Origin of the sequence: Paenibacillus sp. ACRSA (assembly GCF_022346845.1) — a bacterium.
Lineage (GTDB): Bacteria > Bacillota > Bacilli > Paenibacillales > Paenibacillaceae > Paenibacillus.
In genome coordinates, this window is the sequence record NZ_JAKRNP010000007.1 from 226,186 (window position 1) to 249,812 (window position 23,627).

Annotated in this window: 16 protein-coding genes and 1 pseudogene; 12 read left to right on the top strand and 5 right to left on the bottom strand. The window is 47.0% G+C overall.

Features of this window, described 5'->3' with window-relative positions:
- Positions 1-11 precede the first annotated feature (11 nt).
- The 3 genes from MH215_RS20420 (at position 12) to MH215_RS20430 (ending at position 4,404) form a co-directional block, all read left to right on the top strand.
- Positions 12-1,310, top strand: coding sequence for an ABC transporter substrate-binding protein (locus MH215_RS20420; protein ID WP_056704121.1), 1,299 nt, complete (start codon positions 12-14; stop codon positions 1,308-1,310).
- 470 nt (positions 1,311-1,780) lie between these two features.
- Positions 1,781-2,347, top strand: a complete 567-nt coding sequence (locus tag MH215_RS20425; RefSeq protein ID WP_239293056.1) for a TetR/AcrR family transcriptional regulator — start codon at positions 1,781-1,783, stop codon at positions 2,345-2,347.
- 65 nt (positions 2,348-2,412) lie between these two features.
- A complete protein-coding gene (locus MH215_RS20430) occupies positions 2,413-4,404 on the top strand; it encodes an alpha/beta fold hydrolase (RefSeq protein ID WP_239293057.1) in 1,992 nt (663 codons plus the stop codon).
- 428 nt (positions 4,405-4,832) lie between these two features.
- Here the strand turns inward: MH215_RS20430 and MH215_RS20435 are convergent, their stop codons facing one another.
- Positions 4,833-5,009: a hypothetical protein gene (locus MH215_RS20435; RefSeq protein WP_239293058.1), complete on the bottom strand. Its 177-nt coding sequence runs from the start codon at positions 5,007-5,009 to the stop codon at positions 4,833-4,835.
- A 6-nt stretch (positions 5,010-5,015) separates the two neighbouring features.
- A complete protein-coding gene (locus tag MH215_RS20440; protein WP_239293059.1) occupies positions 5,016-6,812 on the bottom strand; it encodes a methyl-accepting chemotaxis protein in 1,797 nt (598 codons plus the stop codon).
- Positions 6,813-7,202: 390 nt separating this feature from the next.
- Here MH215_RS20440 and MH215_RS20445 point away from each other — a divergent pair, with 390 nt between their 5' ends.
- From MH215_RS20445 to MH215_RS20465, 5 genes are all read left to right on the top strand, one after another.
- Positions 7,203-7,634, top strand: a complete 432-nt coding sequence (locus MH215_RS20445) for a chemotaxis protein CheW (protein ID WP_056704132.1) — start codon at positions 7,203-7,205, stop codon at positions 7,632-7,634.
- Positions 7,635-7,895: 261 nt separating this feature from the next.
- Positions 7,896-11,108, top strand: coding sequence for a DEAD/DEAH box helicase (locus MH215_RS20450; protein ID WP_239293060.1), 3,213 nt, complete (start codon positions 7,896-7,898; stop codon positions 11,106-11,108).
- 201 nt (positions 11,109-11,309) lie between these two features.
- On the top strand, positions 11,310-12,209 hold the full coding sequence (locus MH215_RS20455; protein WP_239293061.1) for a hypothetical protein: 900 nt from the start codon (positions 11,310-11,312) through the stop codon (positions 12,207-12,209).
- A gap of 391 nt (positions 12,210-12,600) precedes the next feature.
- Entirely contained in the window at positions 12,601-13,575 is a 975-nt protein-coding gene (locus tag MH215_RS20460) for a M15 family metallopeptidase (protein WP_239293062.1), read from the top strand.
- 253 nt (positions 13,576-13,828) lie between these two features.
- A complete protein-coding gene (locus MH215_RS20465) occupies positions 13,829-14,224 on the top strand; it encodes a RidA family protein (RefSeq protein WP_239293063.1) in 396 nt (131 codons plus the stop codon).
- A gap of 131 nt (positions 14,225-14,355) precedes the next feature.
- Here the strand turns inward: MH215_RS20465 and MH215_RS20470 are convergent, their stop codons facing one another.
- Positions 14,356-15,453, bottom strand: a complete 1,098-nt coding sequence (locus tag MH215_RS20470) for a copper amine oxidase N-terminal domain-containing protein (protein ID WP_239293064.1) — start codon at positions 15,451-15,453, stop codon at positions 14,356-14,358.
- A 355-nt stretch (positions 15,454-15,808) separates the two neighbouring features.
- On the opposite strand from MH215_RS20470, the gene MH215_RS20475 reads away from it, so the two are divergent.
- Positions 15,809-16,879, top strand: a complete 1,071-nt coding sequence (locus MH215_RS20475; protein ID WP_239293065.1) for a Gfo/Idh/MocA family protein — start codon at positions 15,809-15,811, stop codon at positions 16,877-16,879.
- A gap of 94 nt (positions 16,880-16,973) precedes the next feature.
- Here MH215_RS20475 and MH215_RS20480 read toward each other — a convergent pair whose 3' ends face one another.
- Positions 16,974-17,342: a hypothetical protein gene (locus MH215_RS20480; protein ID WP_239293066.1), complete on the bottom strand. Its 369-nt coding sequence runs from the start codon at positions 17,340-17,342 to the stop codon at positions 16,974-16,976.
- A 277-nt stretch (positions 17,343-17,619) separates the two neighbouring features.
- On the opposite strand from MH215_RS20480, the gene MH215_RS20485 reads away from it, so the two are divergent.
- The 3 genes and pseudogenes from MH215_RS20485 (at position 17,620) to MH215_RS20495 (ending at position 20,859) form a co-directional block, all read left to right on the top strand.
- Complete coding sequence (locus tag MH215_RS20485; protein WP_239293067.1) at positions 17,620-18,438, top strand: MerR family transcriptional regulator; 819 nt, start codon at positions 17,620-17,622, stop codon at positions 18,436-18,438.
- 19 nt (positions 18,439-18,457) lie between these two features.
- On the top strand, positions 18,458-19,636 hold the full coding sequence (locus MH215_RS20490; RefSeq protein ID WP_239293068.1) for an MFS transporter: 1,179 nt from the start codon (positions 18,458-18,460) through the stop codon (positions 19,634-19,636).
- A 365-nt stretch (positions 19,637-20,001) separates the two neighbouring features.
- Positions 20,002-20,859: pseudogene (locus MH215_RS20495) on the top strand (P-loop NTPase family protein).
- Positions 20,860-20,993: 134 nt separating this feature from the next.
- Here MH215_RS20495 and MH215_RS20500 read toward each other — a convergent pair.
- A complete protein-coding gene (locus MH215_RS20500; RefSeq protein WP_239293128.1) occupies positions 20,994-23,564 on the bottom strand; it encodes a UvrD-helicase domain-containing protein in 2,571 nt (856 codons plus the stop codon).
- Positions 23,565-23,627 lie beyond the last annotated feature (63 nt).

A 23,627-nucleotide genomic window follows, 5' to 3' on the forward strand; every position in this document is an offset into this window, starting at 1 on the left:
AGAGTGTATGTATGAAAAAAATGACGAAGTTTACGCTGCTCATGCTCATTGCGTTTTCCGTTATGCTTGCAGGCTGCGGTAATGGCGACAAAAGTGGTAGCCCTATTAACACTGATCCGCAAGGGAGCGGAGAAGCCGCTACAGGCGATAAAACAATTAAAATCTTTCAATTCAAAGTGGAAATTGCGGAAGCGCTTAACCGACTCAAAGCTGAGTATGAATCAGCCCATCCTGGCGTCAAATTGGATATTCAAACCGTGGGCGGTGGTAGTGACTACGGTGCAGCATTGAAAGCGAAGTTCGCCGCAGGTGAGCAGCCGGATATCTTCAACGTAGGGGGATATCGTGAGCTAGATACATGGCTGGAATACTTGGAAGACCTGTCTGATGAGTCTTGGGCGAAGGATGCACTAGAAGTAGCGAAGGAGCCTATGATGAAAGACGGCAAGCTCTATGGGCAGCCCCTGGCATTAGAAGGATACGGCTTCATCTACAATAAGGATCTGTTTGCCCAAGCGGGCATCACAGAAATTCCAACGACACTGGAGCAATTGGATCAAGCTGCGCAGAAGTTACAAGCGGCAGGAATCACACCGTTTTCTAACGGGTATCAAGAATGGTGGGTACTCGGTAATCATAACGTGAACGTAGCATTTGCCAACCAAACGGATCCAGTGAAATTCATTGCAGGACTTAATGAAGGAACAGAGAAAATTCCAGGCAACCAAGTATTTGCAGATTGGATCAACTTGCTCGATTTAACACTGAAGTATAGTAACAAAAACCCGTTGACTACGGACTACAATACGCAAGTAACTCTATTTGCTACCGGTGAAGCTGCGATGATGCAACAAGGGAACTGGACGCAAGTACAGATTGACGGAATTGATCCTAACCTAAACCTGGGTATCTTGCCGATGCCAATTACGAACGAACCAAATGATAAATTGTTTGTGGGTGTGCCGAACTACTGGGTCGTGAACAAGAATTCGCAAGTAAAAGACGAAGCTAAACAATTTCTGGAGTGGCTCGTAACCTCTGATGTGGGTAAACAGTACATGACGAAAGAGTTCAAATTCATCCCAGCATTCAGTACGATTGAAGCATCAGAAGAGGATCTGGGTGATTTGGCTACAGACATTATGAAATACAGTCAGGAGAACAAAACATTAAGCTGGAACTTCAACCGTTTCCCTGAAGGGGTTCCACAAGAATATGGTAGCACGATTCAAGCCTATGTAGCAGGCAAATCAGATAAAGACGGCTTGCTTGATGCCTTGCAGCAAAACTGGGATAGTCTGAAAAAGTAAACAAAAGCTATTCTAATGACAATACATGTACGAATTCGCTAAAAATTAAATATTATCCACAGAAAAAGGTTATCCACACCAGTTAACGAAATGAAAAAAAGTAAAAGAATGCACAAAACGCGAGTAAAGCCAGCCAGAATATCGTTTCTGGTTGGCTTTTTCTTGTGATCTGCCGGACAATTAGGAAGAATGTTCATCTAGAACGGACAATAACTCAAATTGTCTTTAGGAAATGTGGATAATCGAAGTAAGAGATTCATACGATTAAGCACATGTTATCCAGTTCATCCACCACATGTGGATATCCTGTGACTAGAAACGACTAGATGTGGATAGGTCTAACGAATTTATAGGGTTCACTATTATCTATATTGCATTTTATTGATTAGTACTATATAGTTCTAATCATGAAAGAACAACAACCCAAAACTCAGAATACTCAGTCTACCCGATCTAAGAGCTCAAGTCCATTGAATCGAACAAAAGCGGTGGAAGTTGCCGCAGAGTTGTTTTTGCGCCAAGGCTATAGCTATGTCAGCATGGATGAGGTTGTACGAACAAGTGGAGTATCGAAATCTAACATCTATTATCATTTCAAAAACAAGGAGGAACTGCTGCAAGCGGTTGTACAGCACTGGATCACACAGTATGAGTCACAGCTATATCTGCTGCTCAGCCAGCATGAGCGGGGAGTCGAGGAACGAATCTATTCGTTTATCTCCATGTTGTCTGCAGGCATTGAAGCACGTAATTATGAGGGGAGCTGCCCCTTTATTACCCTTTACATGCAGACACCAGCGAGTGCGCCGGAGGTAAAAGAAAGCATATCACGCTTCTTCCGTGAGATGCAGCCAATGGTCGAAAAGCTGCTGCAGCAAGGGCTTGATCGCGCTGAATTCCGCAAGGGAATTGAACCTCATTCTGCATCCTCACTATTTATTGCAGCACTAGAGGGTTCGCTCGTTCTTGCGGAGACCGCTCGGGATACATCCGTAATAGAGCAGTCCGTACGGACATTTTGTCAGATGCTTCGTTAAACGAAGCTCTTTTTTTGAATATAATTAGTACTACATAGTACTACTCGAGAGGCGGATATATGATAATGGAATATCGTACATACACAACAGAAATGAGCTTAACCGATCATGAAGCAACAACCATTTTACTTACAGGTAGCACTGGATTCATCGGTAAGGAGGCAGTTAGACAACTCATTGATGAAAACTCGAATTTGATCCTGCTTGTACGATCCAAAGTAAAAGCCAAAGCCACACTAGAAGCATACGGTGTAGCCGACTTTAGTCGAATTACATTTGTTCAAGGGGATCTATCCGTTTCGGGACTTGGGCTTAGTACAGAAGATTATAAGCTAGCAATCGGAGCGAATGTCATCATTCATGCGGGTGGAACGATGGATGTGACACTGGAGCGAACGGTAGCAGAGCGTATTTTTATGAATGGGGCTAGGGAAATAGCAGCGCTTGCTGAAGAGATTCATCGTGCACATGGACTAAAACATTTAATCCACGTTGTTGGTTTTATGAGTCCGTATGGGAAAAACGCTACAGAAGCAGAGGGTTCTACTGAGGAAACTTCCCTCACTCCATCAGAAAATTGGCGTAGCACGAGCAGCAACATGTTGCATACCGAGAGTGCCTATGAACATATGAAATTCGAAGCAGACGCATATATTCGTCAACACGCGGAGAGGTGTGCTTATCCTCTATCCGTTGTGAACCCAAGTACAGTTGTGGGTGCATATCCAACGGGGGAAACAGAACAAACAGGTGGCATTGGCATGCTTGTACAAGCAATGAGTAAGGGAAGAATGCCGATCATTCCTGGGGGAGCATCTCACTGGTTGCCTCTCATATCCAATGATGTGGTCGCACAAACCATTGTTTATCTATCCAGAGAAGTAGAGTCGAACGGAGGTACTTACCCTGTATTATTGCCAAAGGAGGACAGTCCCAATATGAAGGAACTCATTCAACTTATGGCGACAACATTGGACGTGCCTTCACCTCAGTGGTCGGCTCCTCTTCCAATGATTCATGCAGCGATGAAGGCTGGTGGAGAACGAATTAGCGGTATTCCGCCAGAGTCCATCTCGTTTATTACGAAGCAGCATTTTGACGTGGAACAGACGGAGCAGTTATTTCTTCGCATGGGGCAAAAAATACCTAATGTCGTTCCGTTACTACCCCATGTCATTGCTGATCTAGACTATCGTTTGACTAGTCCGATCGTTGCAGCCAAAGCTCTACCTGAAGGTTGGGTGCGGACAAGAAAAGGCAATCTAGCGGTGCTTGTCCACGAAGGTCACGGCGAGCCATGGGTAATCATCCATGGATTAATGAGTAGTGCAGATGAAATGTTACCTCTGGGGCAGGCGTTACAGCGTTTAACGGGGAATCCAATTTGGCTAGTGGATCTTGCTGGATTTGGTCGTTCTCCAGCTCTAGGATCGTTGCAAGTGGAAGTGGGTTTTAAAGGTCAGGTTACGGCGGTTGCGGGGGTGTTGAATGAGATATCGGGTTCATTCAGACTCGTAGGGCACTCTATTGGAGCAAACATAGCTGGAGCAGTCCTGCGAGAATGTAAACGGGAGAATGTTCAACTGGCTGTGCTACAACCGGTATGGACAGCTTCTGAGGACCAAGTTCAACGGTTGGCCTCTAAGCTACCTAGAAGAATGCTGCAAAAACAACTCTCCCGAATGAGCCCGCGGCGCCTAGTAAGGCAATTCAAACGTGCAGACTCCACTACGATAGATGAAACAACACTTCTAGCATATGCCGAGAGAGTCTCTACTAGCTTGCGATCCCCTCGGATCGCTGGAGCCAATGCCGATCTTCTTCGCTGGATTCAGTGTCCGGATCGAGCTGTCGTTCCAACCTATGATGAAGCGATAAGAACACTATTCGTGTGGGGGAGGGAAGATACCGGATACGGGCGTCCACAGGAGCTTCCGACCTCCTTGAAGTGTGCAGAGCTTCCTTATGGACACCAGTTTCCGATTTTTCATCCACAAGAGACGGCAGGGCAACTTGCTGATTGGCAAATAGAACAGGAATTGAAGACACATGCCTGAACCAAATGGAATCGTATACACAACCTATCCACAATACGCAGCCCTTCTAGAGGCAGTGTAAATTCTTACGGTAGTTTATCCTACAAATACACAACATATGCACAACATACGAAAGGTTACCCACAGAATTGTGGGTAACTGTACACAGTCTGTGGGTAACTTATGCACAAGATATACACAATCTGTTGAAATACAATATATTACAGCCTAATTTCCGTCGTTTCTATCGATAACATGCAGATATCCACAGATGAATAAGTATTTAATTTAAGAAAATAAAAAAACCTCCGTTCGGCAAGTGGAAGCCACTGTTGACAGAGGTTTCTTCCATTTGCCTACGAAGGTGTGCAAGTATTTCTAATGCAACATCACATTCATAAATGATATAAATGCCTTTTTACAAGAAATGAACAGAGATAAAGTCTTATTTATTTAGATTCTGTATTAAAACGACTAACCTCACGTAGTAATTGATCCGCATGGTCAGACAGAGCTTTGGCTGCAACGGATATGTTGCCAATCGATTGGGATTGTTCCGTTGTGGAGGAAGCAGCTTCCTCGGTAGAGGCGGCACTTTCCTCGGCAACGGCTGCTAGCCCTGTCATAACGTCCTATACTTGAGCGGCACCTGATTTGATTTCGTTCATACCTGTTGTGATCGAGTTGATTTTGTGAATAATCTCATCAATAGATTGGCGAATACGCTCAAAGGATGCTGAGGTGTCTGCCATGGAATCGGATTGCTCCGCACTATTCAGGCGGAATTGTTCCAGTTCGGTCGCACTCTGTTGACCTGCAGCATGTAGATCATTCAATAACTGATCAATTCCAGCTACAGACTGAGAGGATTGTTCTGCAAGCTTACGCACTTCACCAGCGACTACAGCGAAGCCTTTGCCATGCTCTCCAGCGCGGGCAGCCTCAATAGAGGCATTCAATGCCAATAGATTAGTTTGGGCTGCGATGTTCTGAATACTACCGGTAATGACTGAAATTTCGTTAAGCTTACTCAATAACAATTGATTGGACGATTCCACTCGATTGGTTGATTCATGCCCTGCTTGTGAGAGATCATTCTGCCTTGCGATCGCATCGTTTCCGCTCTCCATCGCATGATTCACGTCCAGAATGGTTTCGGATGCTTGACGTGCCTCGTCTGTAATTTGATCAATCACTTGATTGATGCCTGATACCATCTCAGCTCCGGCTTGTATAGATTCGGCTTGTTCGCCTGCACCTTTGGCAATTTCATCAATAACGGTTGAGATCTGCCCCGCAATTTCATTACTACCTGATGCATCCTTAAACATCGTTTGAGAGGAAGATTGCACTTGTTGTGCAGACTGATCGACCTGTTGAATTAGGCTGCGAAGTGAAGATGACATCTCATTGAAGGATGCTCCGAGCTGAGCAATCTCATCTTTTCCTTTAACGGAAACCTGCACGGTGAGATCACCTGCGGCCAATTGTTGTGCACTGTTTTTCATCGCAATCAAAGGCTTAATCGTTTTTAAGGCTAAGAAATAGGCAAGAGCAGCCAAAATTAGAGTAAAGATCACGATAAATGCAATAAACAGTTGTCTCATCTTCGTGAATTCTGCCAAAGCAGCTGATTTGGAGATCGAAGTCGCTGCAATCCAATTGGTGTTCGGAATTTTCTCATAGTAGATGAGCTGCCGATCATTGTTGTATGTATACTCTGACATTCCACTTGGTTCTGCAAGCATCTTACCTACGATTTCGGTATAGTCACTCTGTTCAGCAAGCGGCGTATTCAGCAGATCATGATTGGGGTGAGAGAGTACCACACCGGTTTGGTCTAGCAAAAAGGTGAATCCATTATCGGTTTCTATGGAACTAATCTCATCTTTGATCGAATTAAGAGAGATATTTTCCGAGATAGCCCCCTGGAAGTTGCCGTTTTCGTCATGCAGAGGTACCCCGATAAAGATAGATTGTACACCCGCTTGGGTTACATAAGCATCACTGAAAGTAAGCTGATTAGAAGCCTTGATAGCAAGGTACCACGGGCGCTGACGCGCATCGAAGGATGCATCCGGCTGAAAACCTGCACCATCTAGATATGTACCGTCCTCAAGTCCAAAATAAATCGTAGCGATATCTTCCTTATTATTTGGCAACTGGAATGCCTGAAGATGCTCCATGCTAATTTCTTGAAGTGGAACAGTGTCATTGATGACCTTTCCGACGGTTTCAATAACTTTGGCTTGAGTCATCGCCCAGCCGTCGACCTCGGCTACAGCTTTTTGAACGGTGCTTTGCAGCTCATTATCGACCGATTCTGTAGCTTGCTTCTCAATAACGTAGAGAGAGATGTATCCAATGGGTGCTGCCAGCAGGATACAGATCGCGGTGACGATGAAAATGACTTTGGTTTTTAACGTCATAATATTTACCTCGTTTCTGAAATAACACCCTGGGACTTTAGTCCTTGAACGAATGTTTGAATATACTATGTATATCGTCAATGTTTTGCTGTAATGTTACAGATATGGAGTAGGTAATATGAACCATTCAGGTTGCCGAATAAAAAAGGGTGGATTTGTTCTCTCTGCTAGATGGGGAAGAGAGGATTTTGCGGGTGAATGCTAGAATCTCAGATTCATATTACAGGGTAAAATTTCACCTGACCTAGACCGATATAATATGAATAAAGATTAGTTATGCCGAATCACAGTTATGCCGAATGACGAAACCTAGTGAAATTAATTCATCTACAGATGAAGTATGACGATGTAAGGTTCTAAAAATGGAAATGAGAAGGGTCTGAGGGATCTATGGATGAGAACATTCAATATATTAATTTCTCGGTAGGAGAGCAGTTTTTTGCACTTCGGATTGATGAAGTTCAAGAAATCATTAGAATGGTGCCGGTTACAACGGTTCCTTTTGGAAGTCCGGAAATTAGAGGGTTTACTTCGCTATACGGGAAAGTTGTCTCCGTTGTAAGTTTGCGTGTGTTGTTAGGCATGCCGGATCAGGAGGACACTTCTGCCACACGGATTATTGTTGTACCGTACAAAGATGGGTTTGTACCTCTAATTGTAGATACGGTTGATTCTGTCGTAACATATGAACGATTTGAAAAACCTGCGGAAGAACACAAAAGATTCATGAGTGGAGTCTTCAATGAAATCGGGTACGGTGAAGATCATACAGCGGGTATTTTAAACCTTGAAGCTCTGCTGGGCAGCTTGACCCACTCGTAATCGTTCCAAGGCTGTATTAGTTACAACTTTCCGTTTAGCTCACGTGTAAATACGAAGTTCATTATCTATATTTCATCGTTCAGTGAAGACATAGGTAGTTGATTTCTCTAAATGCTCCTTATCCTCTTTCGGGGGGAAGAGGGGCATTTTTTGCATACCAAACGATGAAAATAAGCAATTTTTATAGGTAAAGGTTTTTAAATCGACTCATTTTCGTATATGATGGAGAGTAACAATGCGAAGGGATGACGGGAGACTGTAATGATGCAATCGCTGTATGGTGTATGGCTTGGTGACGTGTTTTTTTGTTTTTCCGGTGAAACATCGGAACCACGTGTAGATGCTTGGAGTCACGTGGTCAGACGGCTAAATTTTGGCGACGGGGGTCGTCTATTTCAGCCTGCCGCTCTGCGTCTTGCGGAGTTGCGCTGGCCGAATCCGATGCGTAATGCTGCTGAAGCCAAGGGAACGAAGCGTCGCCAATTACTTGGAAGAACGCTCGAAGGACTGGCAATGTCGCCCAAAGATACATTTAAGCTGCTGCTCCATTGGGATGACAGCATACTGAATGCGGCAGGCATTCAAGCTGGAGAAGAGATTAAATATTGGGTAAAAGCAGCCGAATTTACACAGGAATTGTTGCTGCGTGGGGAGATTGCGCCAGCGGCTGAATTTGCTGCGAAGACAGGAGCGCGTCGGCGCACGGGGCAAGAAACGTTAATCGGTGTATGGCGCCCGCGCTTATTACATGAGGCAGACGTGGAGCGATTCCGAGAATTAGCTGAGGCTGTGCCACCAATTGGTCTATCTGCGCCGGGGGCTTACGCTTCTTCGGAACCGGAATCGCGAGAAGAGGCAGGCGCGACTGTCTTATTTTCATTTATGAGCAGCATGGTTAATGCCGTTGTCACAGGTGAGCTGGAGGGCATGGATAGTGAAATGTCACGGTACCGGACGCAATTCCGGCGTGGATCTTCTCCAGTATCAGAGCTGTGGTGGAACAGTTTAATATCGATGTTCCGCCCTGTGACCGTACAGGGAGCGACGGAGGAACTGACTGAATTCATGGAGACAATTCAAGACGCCGGGGGCACATCCATGCCCTTGATGAGAACGGAAGAGATTGCTCCTACAGAAGGTGAAATTAAACTTGTATTACGGCTTGAGCCGCCCCTTGGCGAGCTGGAGACATTATGGGGCATTACGTTCTGGGTAGACAGTGTGCAGGAGCCGGGGCTGAGACTGCCCGCTCGCACAATCTGGGCTCATCCAGAGCGTGATTTAGATCGAGGTAAGGTTCAATATGCCGCTATTGCAGAACAGCTGTTAATGGCGCTAGGGTACGCAACGGAGTTGGCTCCAGAGCTTGAGACTGCATTGCTTGAGCCACGTCCTGAAGGGATTAAGCTCTCACAGCAAGCCTTCTTCGAATTTCTAACACATGCCGTACCTCGTTTACAGAAGTCTGGGGTGACGGTACTCATGCCTTCTCGCTGGAGTCGAGCGGGCAAGCGTCGTGCTGGTTTACGTTTACAGATGCTGAATCGTGGCACAGAACAGACGCCGAGCGCTTCATCTGCACTGGGCATGGAACAGCTTGTGGCGTTTAAGGCTGAACCGATGATCGATGGTAAACCAGTGACACCGGAGGAGCTCGCTGCACTGGCTGAAGCGACGGTTCCGTATGTGATGTTCCGCGGTGAATGGATCGAAGTGGATACGAAGGAAATTCGCCAAGTTCTTCGTTACATGAAAAAAGAAGAAGAACAATACATGCCTCTATCTGAATGGTTGCACCTGGCCGCAGAAGAAGGCGAGGATGCCGCATGGAAAGGTCTGTCTGTATTTGGCGCAGAATCGGAAGGACTGCTCTCCTTCTTACTGGATGGACAGGTGCTGCGCAGCATTGAACCACGCCAAGTGCCCAAAGAGCTGCATGGAGAGCTTCGTCCTTATCAGGAACGGGGATATCAGTGGTTATCGGCCATGCGTGAGCTAGGGTTCGGCGTATGTCTGGCGGATGATATGGGTCTTGGTAAGACGATTCAGGTCATCACCTGTCTGCTCGACCTGAAGCACGAGGAGCAACAGATCGCTGCGCAGGAAGCGGAAGAGAATGATGAGGAAACATTAGAGACGCGAGCAGATGGCACATCGGAATGGGATGCCGCTGCGTATTCGCAGGGAGTTCATCTACCTGCATTAATTGTGTGTCCAACATCCCTTCTAGGAAACTGGCAGCGGGAACTGAAGCGGTTCGCCCCTGACCTAACCCTCTATATTCATCATGGCGGACAGCGACTGCATGGTGCTGCATTCCAGGCAGAGGCACAGGCTCATGATATCGTGTTAACGACGTACCATCTAGCTGGCCGGGATGGGCCTGATCTCGCTTCGCTGCAATGGTCTACTGTGGTGCTAGATGAAGCACAGTATATTAAAAATTATCGTACAAAACAGGCGCAGAGCGTGATGCGTCTGTCTGCTCCTCACCGAATTGCAATGACGGGTACGCCGGTAGAGAACCGGCTGAGCGAGCTGTGGTCCATTTTCCAATTCTTGAATCCAGGGTACTTAGGCACGGCTTCGTCGTTCCGCCAGCGCTATACAGGTACAGGAACCTCGGAAGAGAATGGGGCTTCTCTGCGGGAGCTTCACCGACTTGTGTCTCCATTTATGCTGCGTAGGCTCAAAAGTGATCCGGACATTCGCAAGGATCTACCGGAGAAGCTGGAACTGAAATCCTACTGTTCCCTGACACCAGAGCAGACGGTGCTGTATCAGCGTGTTGTTGATGATCTGATGGGTGGATTGGATGGCAGAAATGGCATTGCCCGCAAAGGGATTGTGCTGTCATCGCTGACCAAACTGAAGCAGATCTGCGATCATCCGGTGCTGGCGGATAGCAATCGGAAGGATCACGCCAAAGTGGAGGCATCTGGCAAGATGGAGCGCCTGTTGGAGCTTGTAGACGCCATTCGAGACAACGGAGAGTCTGCATTGATTTTCACGCAGTATGTGGCTATGGGAGAGTTGTTGGTATCACGATTAACACAGCGCTATGAAGAGGAGCCGTATTTCCTGCATGGCGGTGTGTCCAAAATACAACGGGACGAAATGGTCGAGACATTCCAAAAAGGGGAAGGGCCTTCGTTATTTGTCTTATCTCTTCGTGCAGGCGGCGTAGGTCTGAATTTGACGCGTGCAAGTCATGTCATTCATTATGATCGCTGGTGGAACCCGGCAGTGGAGAACCAAGCGACGGATCGGGTGTTCCGGATCGGACAGAACCGCAACGTACAGGTGCATAAGCTGATCTGTCAGGGAACGTTAGAAGAACGGATCGATGAACTGATTGAAAGTAAGAAAGCTCTCTCGGAGCAAGTCGTAGGTTCCGGCGAGAATTGGTTGACCGAAATGTCAGACGATGAGCTGCGTGGACTGATCTCGCTCCAGGGCGAGACATGGTTATAAGAATAAGATGAGACACGACTAGGGCGTGTCTGAATACTCTGAGGGGAACAAATTGTGCCGAATTTTCGTCTCATGCAAGGAAGTTTTACGCAGGCTTACCGGGGGTAAGTTAAGTGAAACTGACGCAGCAGGGGGAGAAAAGGCGGTGCAAGATGACCTTGAGCGGGTTTTTAGACATGCCCTAATTAAAGGGGGATTGTTGTGAGCGAAAAATGGAATGTCGAGCTGCATATGTCCCCCGTTGGATGGACAGCAGAAGTGAAGGAAAAGGTTCATGCACCCACAACTTCGAAGCCGAAAAAGGCTGATATAGATTCGGGTACAACAGATACGAGGGTCGTTACCTCTGATGCATCTGGGAAGGGTGTAAAAAACCATGATTCCGCAGGTGAAGGTGTGTATACGGTAACCTGCACGCTGCCACAGCTTAGTGAGGCAGCACGTGAGGCGATTTTGGCGGAACTGCGCAAACGTCCGCTAGCGCTGTATGCACTGCTGCGCAGTAGTGCGCCTCAAGCTCAAGCTCCGGTTCCAGCGGAGCTTGCAGCGTTGTTGCCTACCGCGGTGGGCTTCACGCAAGCGGCGGAGCCAACCGCGCAGGCTACGCTCGGCGCTGCCGCCATGTGCAGTTGCGGCAGCCTGGGCTGCGCGCATGTCGCTGCCGCTGTGCAAGCCGCAGCCGCGCGCTACGCGGCCGAACCGCTGCTGCAGCTAGCGCACGCCGGCTTGCCGCGCGCAGCGCTGCTCGCTGGCGTGCTGGGTTCATGGGCGGAGGAACTCGCCCTTGAACCCAGCGGCCCTGGCCGCGCAGCCGAGACGGCTGGCCGCCCGCAGGCGCGGGGCGGCGAAGGCGGCGCTGCCGTCGGCGAGTGGATCGCCGAGGCTGCCGCAGAAGGCGCCATGCACCAGCCAGGGCCAGGCTTTGGCGCCGTGCAGGTGCAGCTGGCGCAGCCGGGCAAGCCGCCGGCAACGCCGGAGCTAACGGCGCTGCTGCCAGGCGTGCCGGCCGTTGCTGGGCTTACGCTGATCCGCGAGCGTGTTGCTGCGCGGATATGGCAGGCTGTCCAGAAGAAGAACAAGGACAGCAAGGCAACTAAGTGATGCAAGGCGTTAAGCGGGGAGATCGTAGATCATCCCTGCTTATTTGTCATGGTCACCGCCTAGGCTTTCATTTTGACACATCTATGGAATTGCCAATGGCCTGCTTGGAACGACAGCAACTGGGATTAGGCTATAAAAGGCTGAAAAACGGTCTAATATGCAGATCATCCCATCTGGGGTAATAATGAGTTCGGATGAAGGGAGTCTTTAACGGTGGAGCTTCGCCCGCATATAAGGTATACTGTCGCAGGGGAAGAATGCTTTGATGCATATCCCTGAACATAACAGATTGCAATATAAAAGGTTGTTCAAAAAAAGTTCGCTTTTGATTGCGAAGGAACCACGCTTTTTGAACACGCACTATAAAATGGATGGCGATAGGAGTTTTTACATGAAATCACGTACAGGCAGACAACGGAGCATCACAGTGATGCTGTCCTCATTTATATTATGTGGCATGTTGCTATCCGCTTGTCAGGACGGTTCGAGTGCGAATGAGAGCCAGAATCCGAGCACAGCAGGCAACACACAGCAGGAATCAGATGGCACAACCATTCATTTTACAGATGATACGGGAACAGATGGTAGCACTCCTAATGAGGGGCAGGATACCCCAGCTACAGACAGCAGTGAGGACACAGATAGCGGTTCAGATGCAGCGTCAGAAGGGGAGAACCAAGGTTCCTCGGCCGATGGGAATGAAGCGACAGCAGATGATCCTGTGATGCAGGAGCGTAGTGTCAGTGCATTGCAAAATACAATTGATAGTCAATCGGTCGTGACTAATGCAGAGGCGATGACTGTCATCGTCAACAAACAGCGTAGCTTGCCAGAGGGTTATGAGCCGAGTGATCTCGTTGAACCAAATGTGAAGTTTTCTTTTGACGAGCCACATGAGAAGCGGCACATGCGTAAGGAAGCTGCCGGGGCATTGGAGGAGCTGTTCGCAGGTGCAAAAGCGGATGGCATTGAGCTTCGTGCCGTGTCTGGCTATCGTTCGTACCAACGCCAAGTATCCATCTACAACAATAATGTCAAAACCAAAGGTGAAGCATACGCTTCGCGTGTAAGTGCCGTACCAGGTCGAAGTGAGCATCAGACTGGACTTGCGATTGATGTATCCAGCCCAAGTGTGGGCAATGTGCTTGAAGAAGTATTTGGATCATCAAAAGAGGGTCAATGGCTAGATGAGCATGCCGCAGAATACGGTTATGTGATTCGGTATCCCGAAGGCGAGGAGGATGTGACGGGTTATGTTTATGAGCCATGGCACATTCGCTACGTGGGTAAGGAACTGGCGCAAGACATCGTGAAGAGTGGATTAACCCTCGAAGAATACTTTGATGAGGCGAATATCAAGTTGTAATAGTGTAGCTCGTCTAAGTTAGAAGTTTATGTAGTCCTTAAACAAATGATGTAAGCTCCTGTACAAACATGGAATGATCCAATCTTTCCTGTTTGTGTGGGGCTTTTTTTGTTTTCATAGCGATTTTGAGTGTTCACATCAATTTTATGTTTGCACAGCGCGGGAGTAGTTAGGCTTGAAATGAATGGTCTAGACCTATGAAAGTTGGTATAGTTATGAAAATAAACTTGATGGTAAAGCGAGGGAATAGAGCATGAGCAGACAGCAGGTGTTTACAGGTTCTCCTTGGGAGCCGCTTGTCGGTTATTGCCGGGCGATCAGAGTCGGCAATCGGATTGAAGTGGCAGGCACAACGGCGATGCAGGATGGTGTCGTGGTGGGTGCAGGTGATCCATATGCACAGACCAGATTTATTTTGCAGACGATTGAGAAAGCATTGCAAGAATTAGGTGCAGACCTCACCCATGTTGTGCGAACTCGAATGTTCGTTACGGATATCTCTCGGTGGGAAGAAGTAGGTAAGGCGCACGGTGAGTTCTTTGGACAGATCCAGCCTGTTGCCACCATGGTTGAAGTTAGTGCACTTATTGATCCTTTGCTTATGGTAGAGATTGAAGTTGAGGCTGTAATTGAGTCTGAGGAAGCATAAAAAAAGATATAAAATAACCTTACCCTGCCCTCAAAAGGACAAGCGGGTAAGGTTATTTTTGCTTTTTGATCAGCAATGGCACTTTATGCTGACTCTACGCTCCACTAGCATGGGAAGCGTACCAAGCCGTATTACTCTGCTTGTTCAGTGTCCGCTTGTTCATCAGCTGCAGGCTGGGCGTCAGGTGCCTCTAACACCAGTTTCCAGGCTGTTCCGATCGGTGGCAGACTACGCGTCAGCATAGGGCTATAGAATCCAATCACTTTAGCACCTTCTGTCAGTTCGGTTAACTCGACAGGATTCCCCTCGTGATCTACGAGTTGTGTCGCATCCGTGATGTTCAAGATAACATGCTCTGGAGCTGTCTCTGTCAGGCGTGTGCCGGATATTTCGATCTGTGTCGTATCCGCTGTAGTCTGAACGCGTTCAACTGTACCTGCTGTACCCAGAACTTCTAGGGGTGGTGTCTCAGCTTCTGATCCAGCCACATCCAATACCGTAATTTGATAGGTTGGTGTCTGCGGTGGTAAGCTGCGTGTGGTAATAGCAGAATGCACAGCTTCTACATTCATTCCTAGGGTAAGATCGTCGAGTGAAATCTCTTTACCCTCAGCGGATTTGAATTCGGTATCATCATTGAGATTAAGAACGATTCCATCTAGACCAGCTCCACCAATTTGCACAGATGGATAACTACCGTCCTTATGAATTCTTGTAATAACACCACGTTCGGTTATGTTCTTCACAGCTTCCTCCGATACGATCGTTACCGCGTTTCCGGTAGTCGTCACCTGTGCATGGAGCACTTTCTCGGCAAATGAAGCAGGGACGTACAATGTGCCATTGATAATTTCCGGAGCTGTTCCTAGCGTGAGCAGCATCTTATTCACGGAATATTGATCTTGGCCTGTAACTACGCGTGTCCATAAGTTACCTTGAGTCAATTCGGCAGACTTATCTTCTTTGTTCCACTCAAGTTCATAGCCCAGAGCTTCGGTAAGACTCCGTAGTGCCAGCATGGGCTCTTTATCCGCTGAAGTCTTATAGCCATTAGCAGCAGGTGCGCCGTTTACGAGTACCTTAATCATAGATGCCTGCTCTGTTTGAGCTGATGCAGTGATCAGGGGTGCGGGCTGTGTTGTGTTTGGCGCTGCTGCCAGTGCCGATCCTCCACCCAGAGCTAAGGATAGTGCCATAAGGGCGCTTATTTTTGTCGTGTTGTTGTTCATGGTTGATCTTCCCTTCTTATTTTAGATTGAGTCACAGTAATTGTTATGTTCAACCAGCTTTCGTGTTCTAGACGGAATATCTTGCTCCAGTGTTGCACTTTAGGACGCATTAGCGAGTGGTGTCTGTTTAATCTAGTGTCAACACGTCTGTTAGTTGAATCCAATGTTAACCAGCACGAATTGGATGTTTTTCTCAACTAGCAGGTTATGGCGAACCTGATCAGGTTAAATTCAAGTAAGTAGAAGTTCCTGTGAGAGCTAGTTGTCGCATGATCCGGTTGGAATCAGGGTATTGATCCAGCCTAACTGCGGGCACAATAGTGACAACAGGTTGGAAAAGGAAGGGAGGATGAAGATGAGCACCAAACAAATGCTGCACATCGGTATGATCGGAACAGGCTCCATTTCAGATCTGCATATGAGGTGTTATGCCAAGAATCCTAACGCGGTGATCTATGCCATCTGTGATTTGAATGAACAGCGTGCAACAGCGGCGGCCCAGAAGTACGAGGCACAATCGGTGTATACCGATTATCGTGAGATGCTGAAAGATCCACATGTAGACGCGGTAAGTATCTGTACGTGGAATAATACACATGCTGATTTTGCGATTGCTGCCCTTAAGGCAGGTAAACATGTTTTGCTGGAGAAGCCAGTGGCAACCAATGTGGAAGATGCGTTACGGATTGAAGAAGCGGTGAAGAGCAGTGGATGTACCTTCGTTGTGGGGTTTGTCAGGCGATATGACAACAACATGCAGATGCTTCATCAATTTATCCAGGCTGGAGAGTTCGGCGAACTGTATTATGCGAAGGCGTCCATCCTGCGGCGTCTAGGTAATCCCGGAGGCTGGTTTGCTGACAAAAATAGATCCGGTGGTGGGCCACTAATTGATCTGGGTGTACATATTATTGATCAATGCTGGTATCTTATGGGATGTCCGAAGCCTGTATCGGTCAGTGGCAATACGTATTATAAGCTGGGAAATCGAGCGAATATTGAGCACCTATCCTTTTACAAAGCCGCGGACTATAGCTCTGCCGTGAACAATGTGGAGGATATGGCGAATGCCTTAATTCGTTTTGAGAATGGCGCTTCACTTGCTGTGGATGTCAGTTTCACTTTACATGCGCAGCGTGATGAGTCTTCCGTTAAACTATATGGGGAACGGGGCGGATTCGAGCTAGAGCCGGAAACTTTGATTGTTACGGAGAAAAATAATACAATCCTTAACATAGAGCCCCAAGCCGATAATCCAGGTTTGCATATGCACAGCGCATTTCAGAATCAGATTGATCACTTTGTAGATTGTTGTCTGAATGGAACGGAGCCGATCAGCCCCATTGCCGACGGGGTTGCCTCCACTCGTATGTTATGCGCAATCTATGAATCTGCCGAGAAGGGGCATGAGATTCGTTTGGACTAAGAGAAGCAGGATGGAACGCCAAAAAGCATGCCACATCCGCTCGCTTGCGGAAAATACATGCTTTTTAGGTGTTGATTCAGTCACTAGACTACTATTATTTATTCAACGGTGAATCCTCGTACCCGGGATCTTCATAGTCTGTATCCTGCAGCCGGGACAGCACATTCATGCTCTCAATGGACTGCCGAGTACCCGACGTACCGTGGTCATATAGAAATGTGTATAACAAGGTCATTCCATCCGAAAATTGCGCTGTTGCTTCATCGTGATCTGCTGACTTATAAGGCACCGGAGCTCGCTGCAGTGTGTACGCATCATCATCTTCCAGTACCTTCATCAGATCCTTTAACTGAACAAGCTCTTCATCGTTCACCATGACTTCAAAAGGTGTTGATTCATGACGTTCACGTTCAATCAGATTGTGGCTTACCGAGACATAATAATGATCTTTACCTTCCTGCATTCGTATAACCCCCATTCCAAAATGGAAATATCATCCTTCTACTGTTAATAAACAGCAGGTACCATCCTGAAACGAATAAGGTATTCCTCCTTCGTAATGTATAACATCATTATAGTTTTGTTGAATTAGGATCGAAATACAGTCAGCTTTTTTAGCTTGAGTTCAGCTAGTATGTCTTCTATTACTTCTTCTATATTAATGATTAATTTAACCCTTGACTCTCCCCTATACGGGAAACTGTATACTCACATTATGTTGAAGATAGGAGGTGAACTTGTTGTTCAAAATCAGTGCGTTTTCCAGGCTAAGTAAGGTTTCCTTAAAAACACTACGTTATTACGACCAGATTGGCATACTTAAGCCGCGAAAGGTAGATCATGATACAGGCTATCGCTACTATTCGGCAGATCAGCTTCTTGAGCTTAACCGAATCCTGATGTATAAGGAATTAGGTTTTACATTGCCACAGATCTCACAATTGCTTCAAGAAGATATAACATTGGAGAACATTCAAGGCATGTTCAAGCTGAAGCGAAGTGAGATTCAACGGATTATCGATACAGAGCAGGCTAAGCTCCTACGAATTGAGGAACGTATGCAGCTGATCGAACAAGAGGGGCAATTGGAAACAGGGCAAGAGATTAGAATTAAGGCGGAAGGTGCCCAATCGTTCCTTTATCAGAAGACATACGGGCGGGAAGAGGATATCCCGAACCTGATTCGTCAGATGGATCAATCCATCACCAAAGAGATTCGTGGGTGTATTCAAGGGACTCAGGTTGTCCTGTGGAGAGAAATCGATGGCAAAGAGGATGAGTTTGAGTTTGAAGTGGGTTACTTTTTGACCTGTGAGCTGCGCACAACTCCAGAGCCATTTGAGCTACGAACCCTTTCTCCTGAGCCAATGATGGCTACGATGGTTTTTCATTCAGATGCAACGTTTGATGGTGCTGCCTGTGTTCATTTAGCCCAATGGATTGAAGCCAACAACTATCAGATCAATGAGAACGAAGCGGGTAGGGAGTTATATGTACTGTTATCCCCAGAACAAGATGCAAAGTGTATAGAGATACAGATTCCAATACGAATGAGATAACGGAAGAAGGTGAAGTGAGTTGAAGAACAAAGGCATTATCTATATTCTAGCCCTGGCTGTTTTTCTAATCGGAACGATTGAATATATTATTACAGGCGTCATTGAGATGATTGCAGCAGACTTGGGCGTGCTAACCTCCGAAGCCGGATTATTGGTAACGGTATTTGCTCTCGCAGCAGCTATAGTTGCCCCCATTATGATCACACTTACGATCAATCTAGATCGCAAGAAATTACTAATGACGACCCTTGGTATATTTATTGCGAGTAACGGACTTATGTTCTTGGATCTTACTTATGAAGCCATGCTGTGGATCCGAATTGTGCAAGGAGCAAGTGGTGGTATGGCTACCGTAGTAGCGATGGCCGTAGCGACAAGGCTCGTTCAACAAGAACGAAGAGGCAATGCCATCGGGGTTATTCTGATGGGACTTAGCAGCTCGCTAGTGCTGGGTGTGCCAATCGGTACATTTTTTAGTGAGATGTTTGGATGGAGAGTTCTATTTATTCTAATCGGTGTATTAAGCATTGTTCCCTTGCTGATCATCTATAAGAAGGTTCCGTCCATCAAAGAAGAAGAGAAGGCTAGCCTCAGCATGCAGCTTTCTATTATGAGAAATCCGACTATTCTGACCGCTTTGCTAATTACATTATTGTATGTCGGTGGCTACGCTACACTGTTCACGTATATTACGCCTTTCTTGCAGGCGACATCTTCACTTTCCATGACCGAGATTAGCGGTGTTCTCTTCCTGGCAGGCATTTGCAGCTTTGTTGGCTCTAAGGTAGGCGGGCAATTGGCCGATGCCAGAGGTGTGAAATTCACTATTTTCCTAGGGCTAATTTTACAAGGAGTTACGCTGCTTTTATTCGCTCTAGCTGGAGTTAATCTGATCGTATTAATCTTGGTTCTAATGATCTTTATGTTAGCAACGTGGAGCATTTCTCCGGCGCAGCAACTATATCTGGTCAAACTAGCACCTCGCAATCCCGATATTGCCTTGAGCGTAAATACGTCGTTCATTCAATTTGGGTTTGCATTAGGATCTGGCTTAGGGGGGCTTGTCATCAGCCGTACCTCTGTCTTGTATTTGAACTGGCTGGGTTTCATCGCTGTAGGTATAGCCTTGCTTCTTGCTACTGTACTGTTCACGAAAAGGAGCAGAGCTGAAACTCCTATGGCTACGAAATCTCTATGATTCGACTATGGTTGTAGGGTTCTACTCACAATGGTAATATTAGTCATGAGATGCATACAAAGGAGCATATACCTGATCATGTGGACTACTCTGTAAAGATAAATTATTCGAAAATATGCCGATAAGCGCTTGTTCAAAAGGCTCGCTGTACAACGTTTTATTTGGCATCTTTTCTATTCATCTTACAGGGTATGCAGGGTAAGGTATGACATAAACCATGCGCGGATACCTTAGGGTATCCGTTTTTACTTATAGAGGTGTTCAAATAGTCCGTCCTTTTTGAACACGCACTTATATGGATAAATGCATCTCCATTGGAAATCTCACCTGCCTATCCTCCTAAATATGAAATGGAGGAATATCGGATGCAACCAAAGTTAGTTCTCATTGAGGGTTTACCCGGCTTCGGCAAAACAACAACGGCTCAGCTTGTTCATGACATCCTCATCGATGTGAACATCAATACGCAGTTAATTCTGGAAGGGAATTTGGATCATCCTGCGGATTATGATGGCGTTGCCTGCTTTGGCTAGTATGAGTATCAAGAATTACTACGTGACCATGCGGAGTTTAGCGACTTATTGCGTACACGTCTCATGAAGCATGGTAACCATTATTTCTTGGAATATCGCAAATTAATAAACGAATTTGGATTAAGTATTCCAAAGGAATTGATGGATAACATCTTTAAATATGATATTTATGAATTGCCGTTAGATCAGAATAGAGTGCGGATTATGGAAAAATGGGAGCAGTTTGCTAAGCATAGTTTGCATGGCACAGATACTTATGTTTTTGATTGTTGTTTTATACAGAACCCTGTGACCATTGGGATGATTAAGTATGGTGCAGCTAATGAAGTAGTGATGAGTTATGTGCAGCAGCTAGCCTCCATTGTGGAGCAACTGAATCCTTTGTTACTTTACGTAGAGCAGGATGATCTTGATCATTCTTTTAGAAGAGCAGTCAAGGAGAGACCAGCAGCATGGTCAGAAGGTTTTATTGAATATTACACCAACCAAGGCTTTGGCTTAGATCACGGCTATCATGGATTAGAAGGGACGCTTCAGGTTCTGAAGGCTAGAAGGGAATTGGAAGAGACCATATATAACGACCTGAGTATCGCTAAGGAAAAAGTAAATAACTCTTCGTATGATGTAGATGCATACAAGCAACGGCTATTGAAGATTTTGGCAACACATTTCAGCGAGAGCATATCCTAAATTTAACTTAGGTTACAGTTACAAACATACATCACTGCCTGTACACCGCGAAAATAATGCATAAAGCAAAAGAAAGCAGCTCCTAGTGGGTCTGCTTTCTTTTGCATGTCATATATAGTTCAACGGCCGTTTTTCTATCGCCCGTATCTTCCTGCCATAGGAACCTGGCGAGTACTCGCCTCCATGGCTCCCGAACACAAGGGGCATGGCGGCGGGCCTGACTTGGTGTTTTTGGATGCCTTGGCAGAAGGTACGGCTGGTTTCTGACGCAGCCAAGCTTTACATGTCGATGAGCTACATTTCCAGATCGCTACAGTCTCCATACGTTCCGAGTGACCTGAAGCATGTGATCCTGTACTTGAAGAGGATGAGCTCGGAGCTTGTTTAACACCTGCCGTGCTGAACGCTTTATGGTTACGAACTTCGCCGCTACCAAGCCGTTCGTTACGTGGATGAAGCTCTTCTTCCCGGTGGCGACGCTCATCATGCCCATTAGAGTGAATTGGGCGACGGTGAAGCACATCACGATCCTCATTGCGTGAACCGGATCGGTAGCTCTGACCTTGGTTTTTACCATAAGAACGCGAATTCTCCGTTCGATTGCCCTCACTGCCTTTACGTTTATCCGGAACCTCCATACCGAATGCTTCCAGCAAAAATCGGGATACATCGGCAGGTTTACCATGGTGGCTGGCTGGAGAAGTGACGTATAAGAACTGTTTCGCACGTGTGATGGCAACATAGGCAAGTCGTCGTTCCTCTTCCAAAGCCATATCCAGCTCGGTATCCGTCTGTTGTACAGACAGAGCGGCTTTCTGATCCTCAGGCAGATCCTGACGCAATGAAGAGCTGTGAGGAACGATACCTTCACTTGCACCAATCCAGTAGACACATGGGAATTCAAGACCCTTCGCACGATGAATGGTCATTAATTGAACCGCATCACTGTCTTGTGCTCGGCGTAGAGACTCCATCTCCCGATGTCTGCGCGAGAGCTCGTCAGCGAACTGAATGAATTCTTCTACCGTTTCGAATTTTTTGGCGGCCGCTTCGAATTCATCGAGCGTCTCCAGCATCGTTTCCCGATAATGGGTGAAGATGCTAGGATCACCGCTTTCCATATATTTATCATAGAATTGACGGCGCATCTCTTGAATAGCGATGACAGGTTTCAGTTTATGAAGTGACTTAATTAATTTGATACGTTCCTTGACCTGTTCTTGTTGAAATGGCTTCAGCTTGTCCCATTTCGCTAGATGAATTAGCGGATACTTCTTCGCTTGTTGCTGTTCACTGCGTTGAATCCAATCTAGTCCAGCATCCCGGGACACGTAGAGTGGGCCGAGTGCGCTTGGTAGAGCATCCGCAGACCGCGGATCGAGAGACAGACGCATATGATCCATCAAAGGTCTAATTAACGATTGGTCATAGAATACCGGTGATGCGCCGTGTTGGACAAAAGGGATATCCTTCAACACGAGTTGCTCAAATACCGCCCGGCTACTACTGGCTGTGCGGTGCAGAATTGCGATATCCCGATACGTATGCAGACCTTCTTCTATCTGCTCACAGATCTGGTTTACAACCCATGCGGCTTCTTCCTCCGCATTGGACGGTGTGGCGAACCTAGGGGCGTCGCCTCGATGTCCTGCGGCACGCAGACGTTTGTCCCGTCTACGTTTGTTCTTCGCTACCAGTTCGCTGCCAAGCCCAAGGATGCGTGCATCACTGCGATAGTTAATATCTAGCGTCACAATGCGTGCGCCTGGGTATACTTTATCGAATTCTAATATGGATTCCTGCCGTGCACCATTAAACGTATAGATCGTCTGATCATCGTCTCCAACGACCATCAGGTTACGATGAGCCGAGGCGAGCTTCTGCACAATCTCATATTGCAAATGATTCGTATCCTGGAATTCATCCACCATAATGTATTGAAAACGTCGTTGAAGTGGCCCTAGTACAGCAGGGTCACGTAATAATTCAGCGGCACGCAGCAGAATATCGTCAAAATCGATCTTGTTGCGTTCCTTCTTCCAGTTCTCGTAACCGAGAAGTACACGTTTCGCATCACGTTCTTCCTGCGATTTCTCGGGCAGATCGGTGGTCTGTGAACCTTGCATCTTCCATGCAGATAGCATAGCGAGTAGGCTCTCGGGCTGGAAGGCTTCGCTCATGCCGTACTGTCGTAGGAGCATTTTTATGACAGTGTGCTGGGCACGAGATTCACCAAAGATCTCCTCCTGAACGCCGTAATGACGCAGTAGCGTCAAGGCGAAGGAGTGAAACGTACGCGTCTGCACCGCTCTTGCAGCAGCAGGACGTATACCTGGCAAGGCGGCAATACGATCTTTCATCTCGGCCGCCGCCTTGTTCGTGAAAGTCACGAGCAGGATGCTGCCTGCGTGAACACCGCTGACCTCCATTAAGTAGCCTGCTCGTGCTGCAAGCACTGTCGTTTTGCCACAGCCTGCTCCAGCCAAGGTTAATAGTGGACCTCTACCATGGCGAACTGCGGAGATTTGAGGACCGTTCAGACGGATGCCGGCTTCCTCCAGAGAACGGAAGTAAGGTGCATCCAGTTCATCCTTGCTAACAAGCTGCCGACTGGTCTCCAGCGGAGCCGAAGGCGACTGGGGCAGGGATGCCGCAGGGGTAACCCCGAGCGGACGGGGGTAAAACGTTGAGTTCGGACTTAACATCATTCATCCACCTCTGTATACATTCAGGGATCGGCTATCCCGGTTCAAAAGTAATCCATTTGC

Excerpts from the sequence above, each read along its gene's own strand:
- MH215_RS20435 (WP_239293058.1), bottom strand. The coding sequence starts at position 5,009 with ATGACAGGGCTAGCAGCCGTTGCCGAGGAAAGTGCCGCCTCTACCGAG.
- MH215_RS20470 (WP_239293064.1), bottom strand. The coding sequence starts at position 15,453 with ATGAACAACAACACGACAAAAATAAGCGCCCTTATGGCACTATCCTTA.
- MH215_RS20430 (WP_239293057.1), top strand. The coding sequence starts at position 2,413 with ATGGAATATCGTACATACACAACAGAAATGAGCTTAACCGATCATGAA.
- MH215_RS20465 (WP_239293063.1), top strand. The coding sequence starts at position 13,829 with ATGAGCAGACAGCAGGTGTTTACAGGTTCTCCTTGGGAGCCGCTTGTC.
- MH215_RS20500 (WP_239293128.1), bottom strand. The coding sequence starts at position 23,564 with ATGTTAAGTCCGAACTCAACGTTTTACCCCCGTCCGCTCGGGGTTACC.
- MH215_RS20420 (WP_056704121.1), top strand. The coding sequence starts at position 12 with ATGAAAAAAATGACGAAGTTTACGCTGCTCATGCTCATTGCGTTTTCC.
- MH215_RS20480 (WP_239293066.1), bottom strand. The coding sequence starts at position 17,342 with ATGCAGGAAGGTAAAGATCATTATTATGTCTCGGTAAGCCACAATCTG.
- MH215_RS20440 (WP_239293059.1), bottom strand. The coding sequence starts at position 6,812 with ATGACGTTAAAAACCAAAGTCATTTTCATCGTCACCGCGATCTGTATC.
- MH215_RS20475 (WP_239293065.1), top strand. The coding sequence starts at position 15,809 with ATGAGCACCAAACAAATGCTGCACATCGGTATGATCGGAACAGGCTCC.
- MH215_RS20460 (WP_239293062.1), top strand. The coding sequence starts at position 12,601 with ATGAAATCACGTACAGGCAGACAACGGAGCATCACAGTGATGCTGTCC.
- MH215_RS20445 (WP_056704132.1), top strand. The coding sequence starts at position 7,203 with ATGGATGAGAACATTCAATATATTAATTTCTCGGTAGGAGAGCAGTTT.
- MH215_RS20450 (WP_239293060.1), top strand. The coding sequence starts at position 7,896 with ATGATGCAATCGCTGTATGGTGTATGGCTTGGTGACGTGTTTTTTTGT.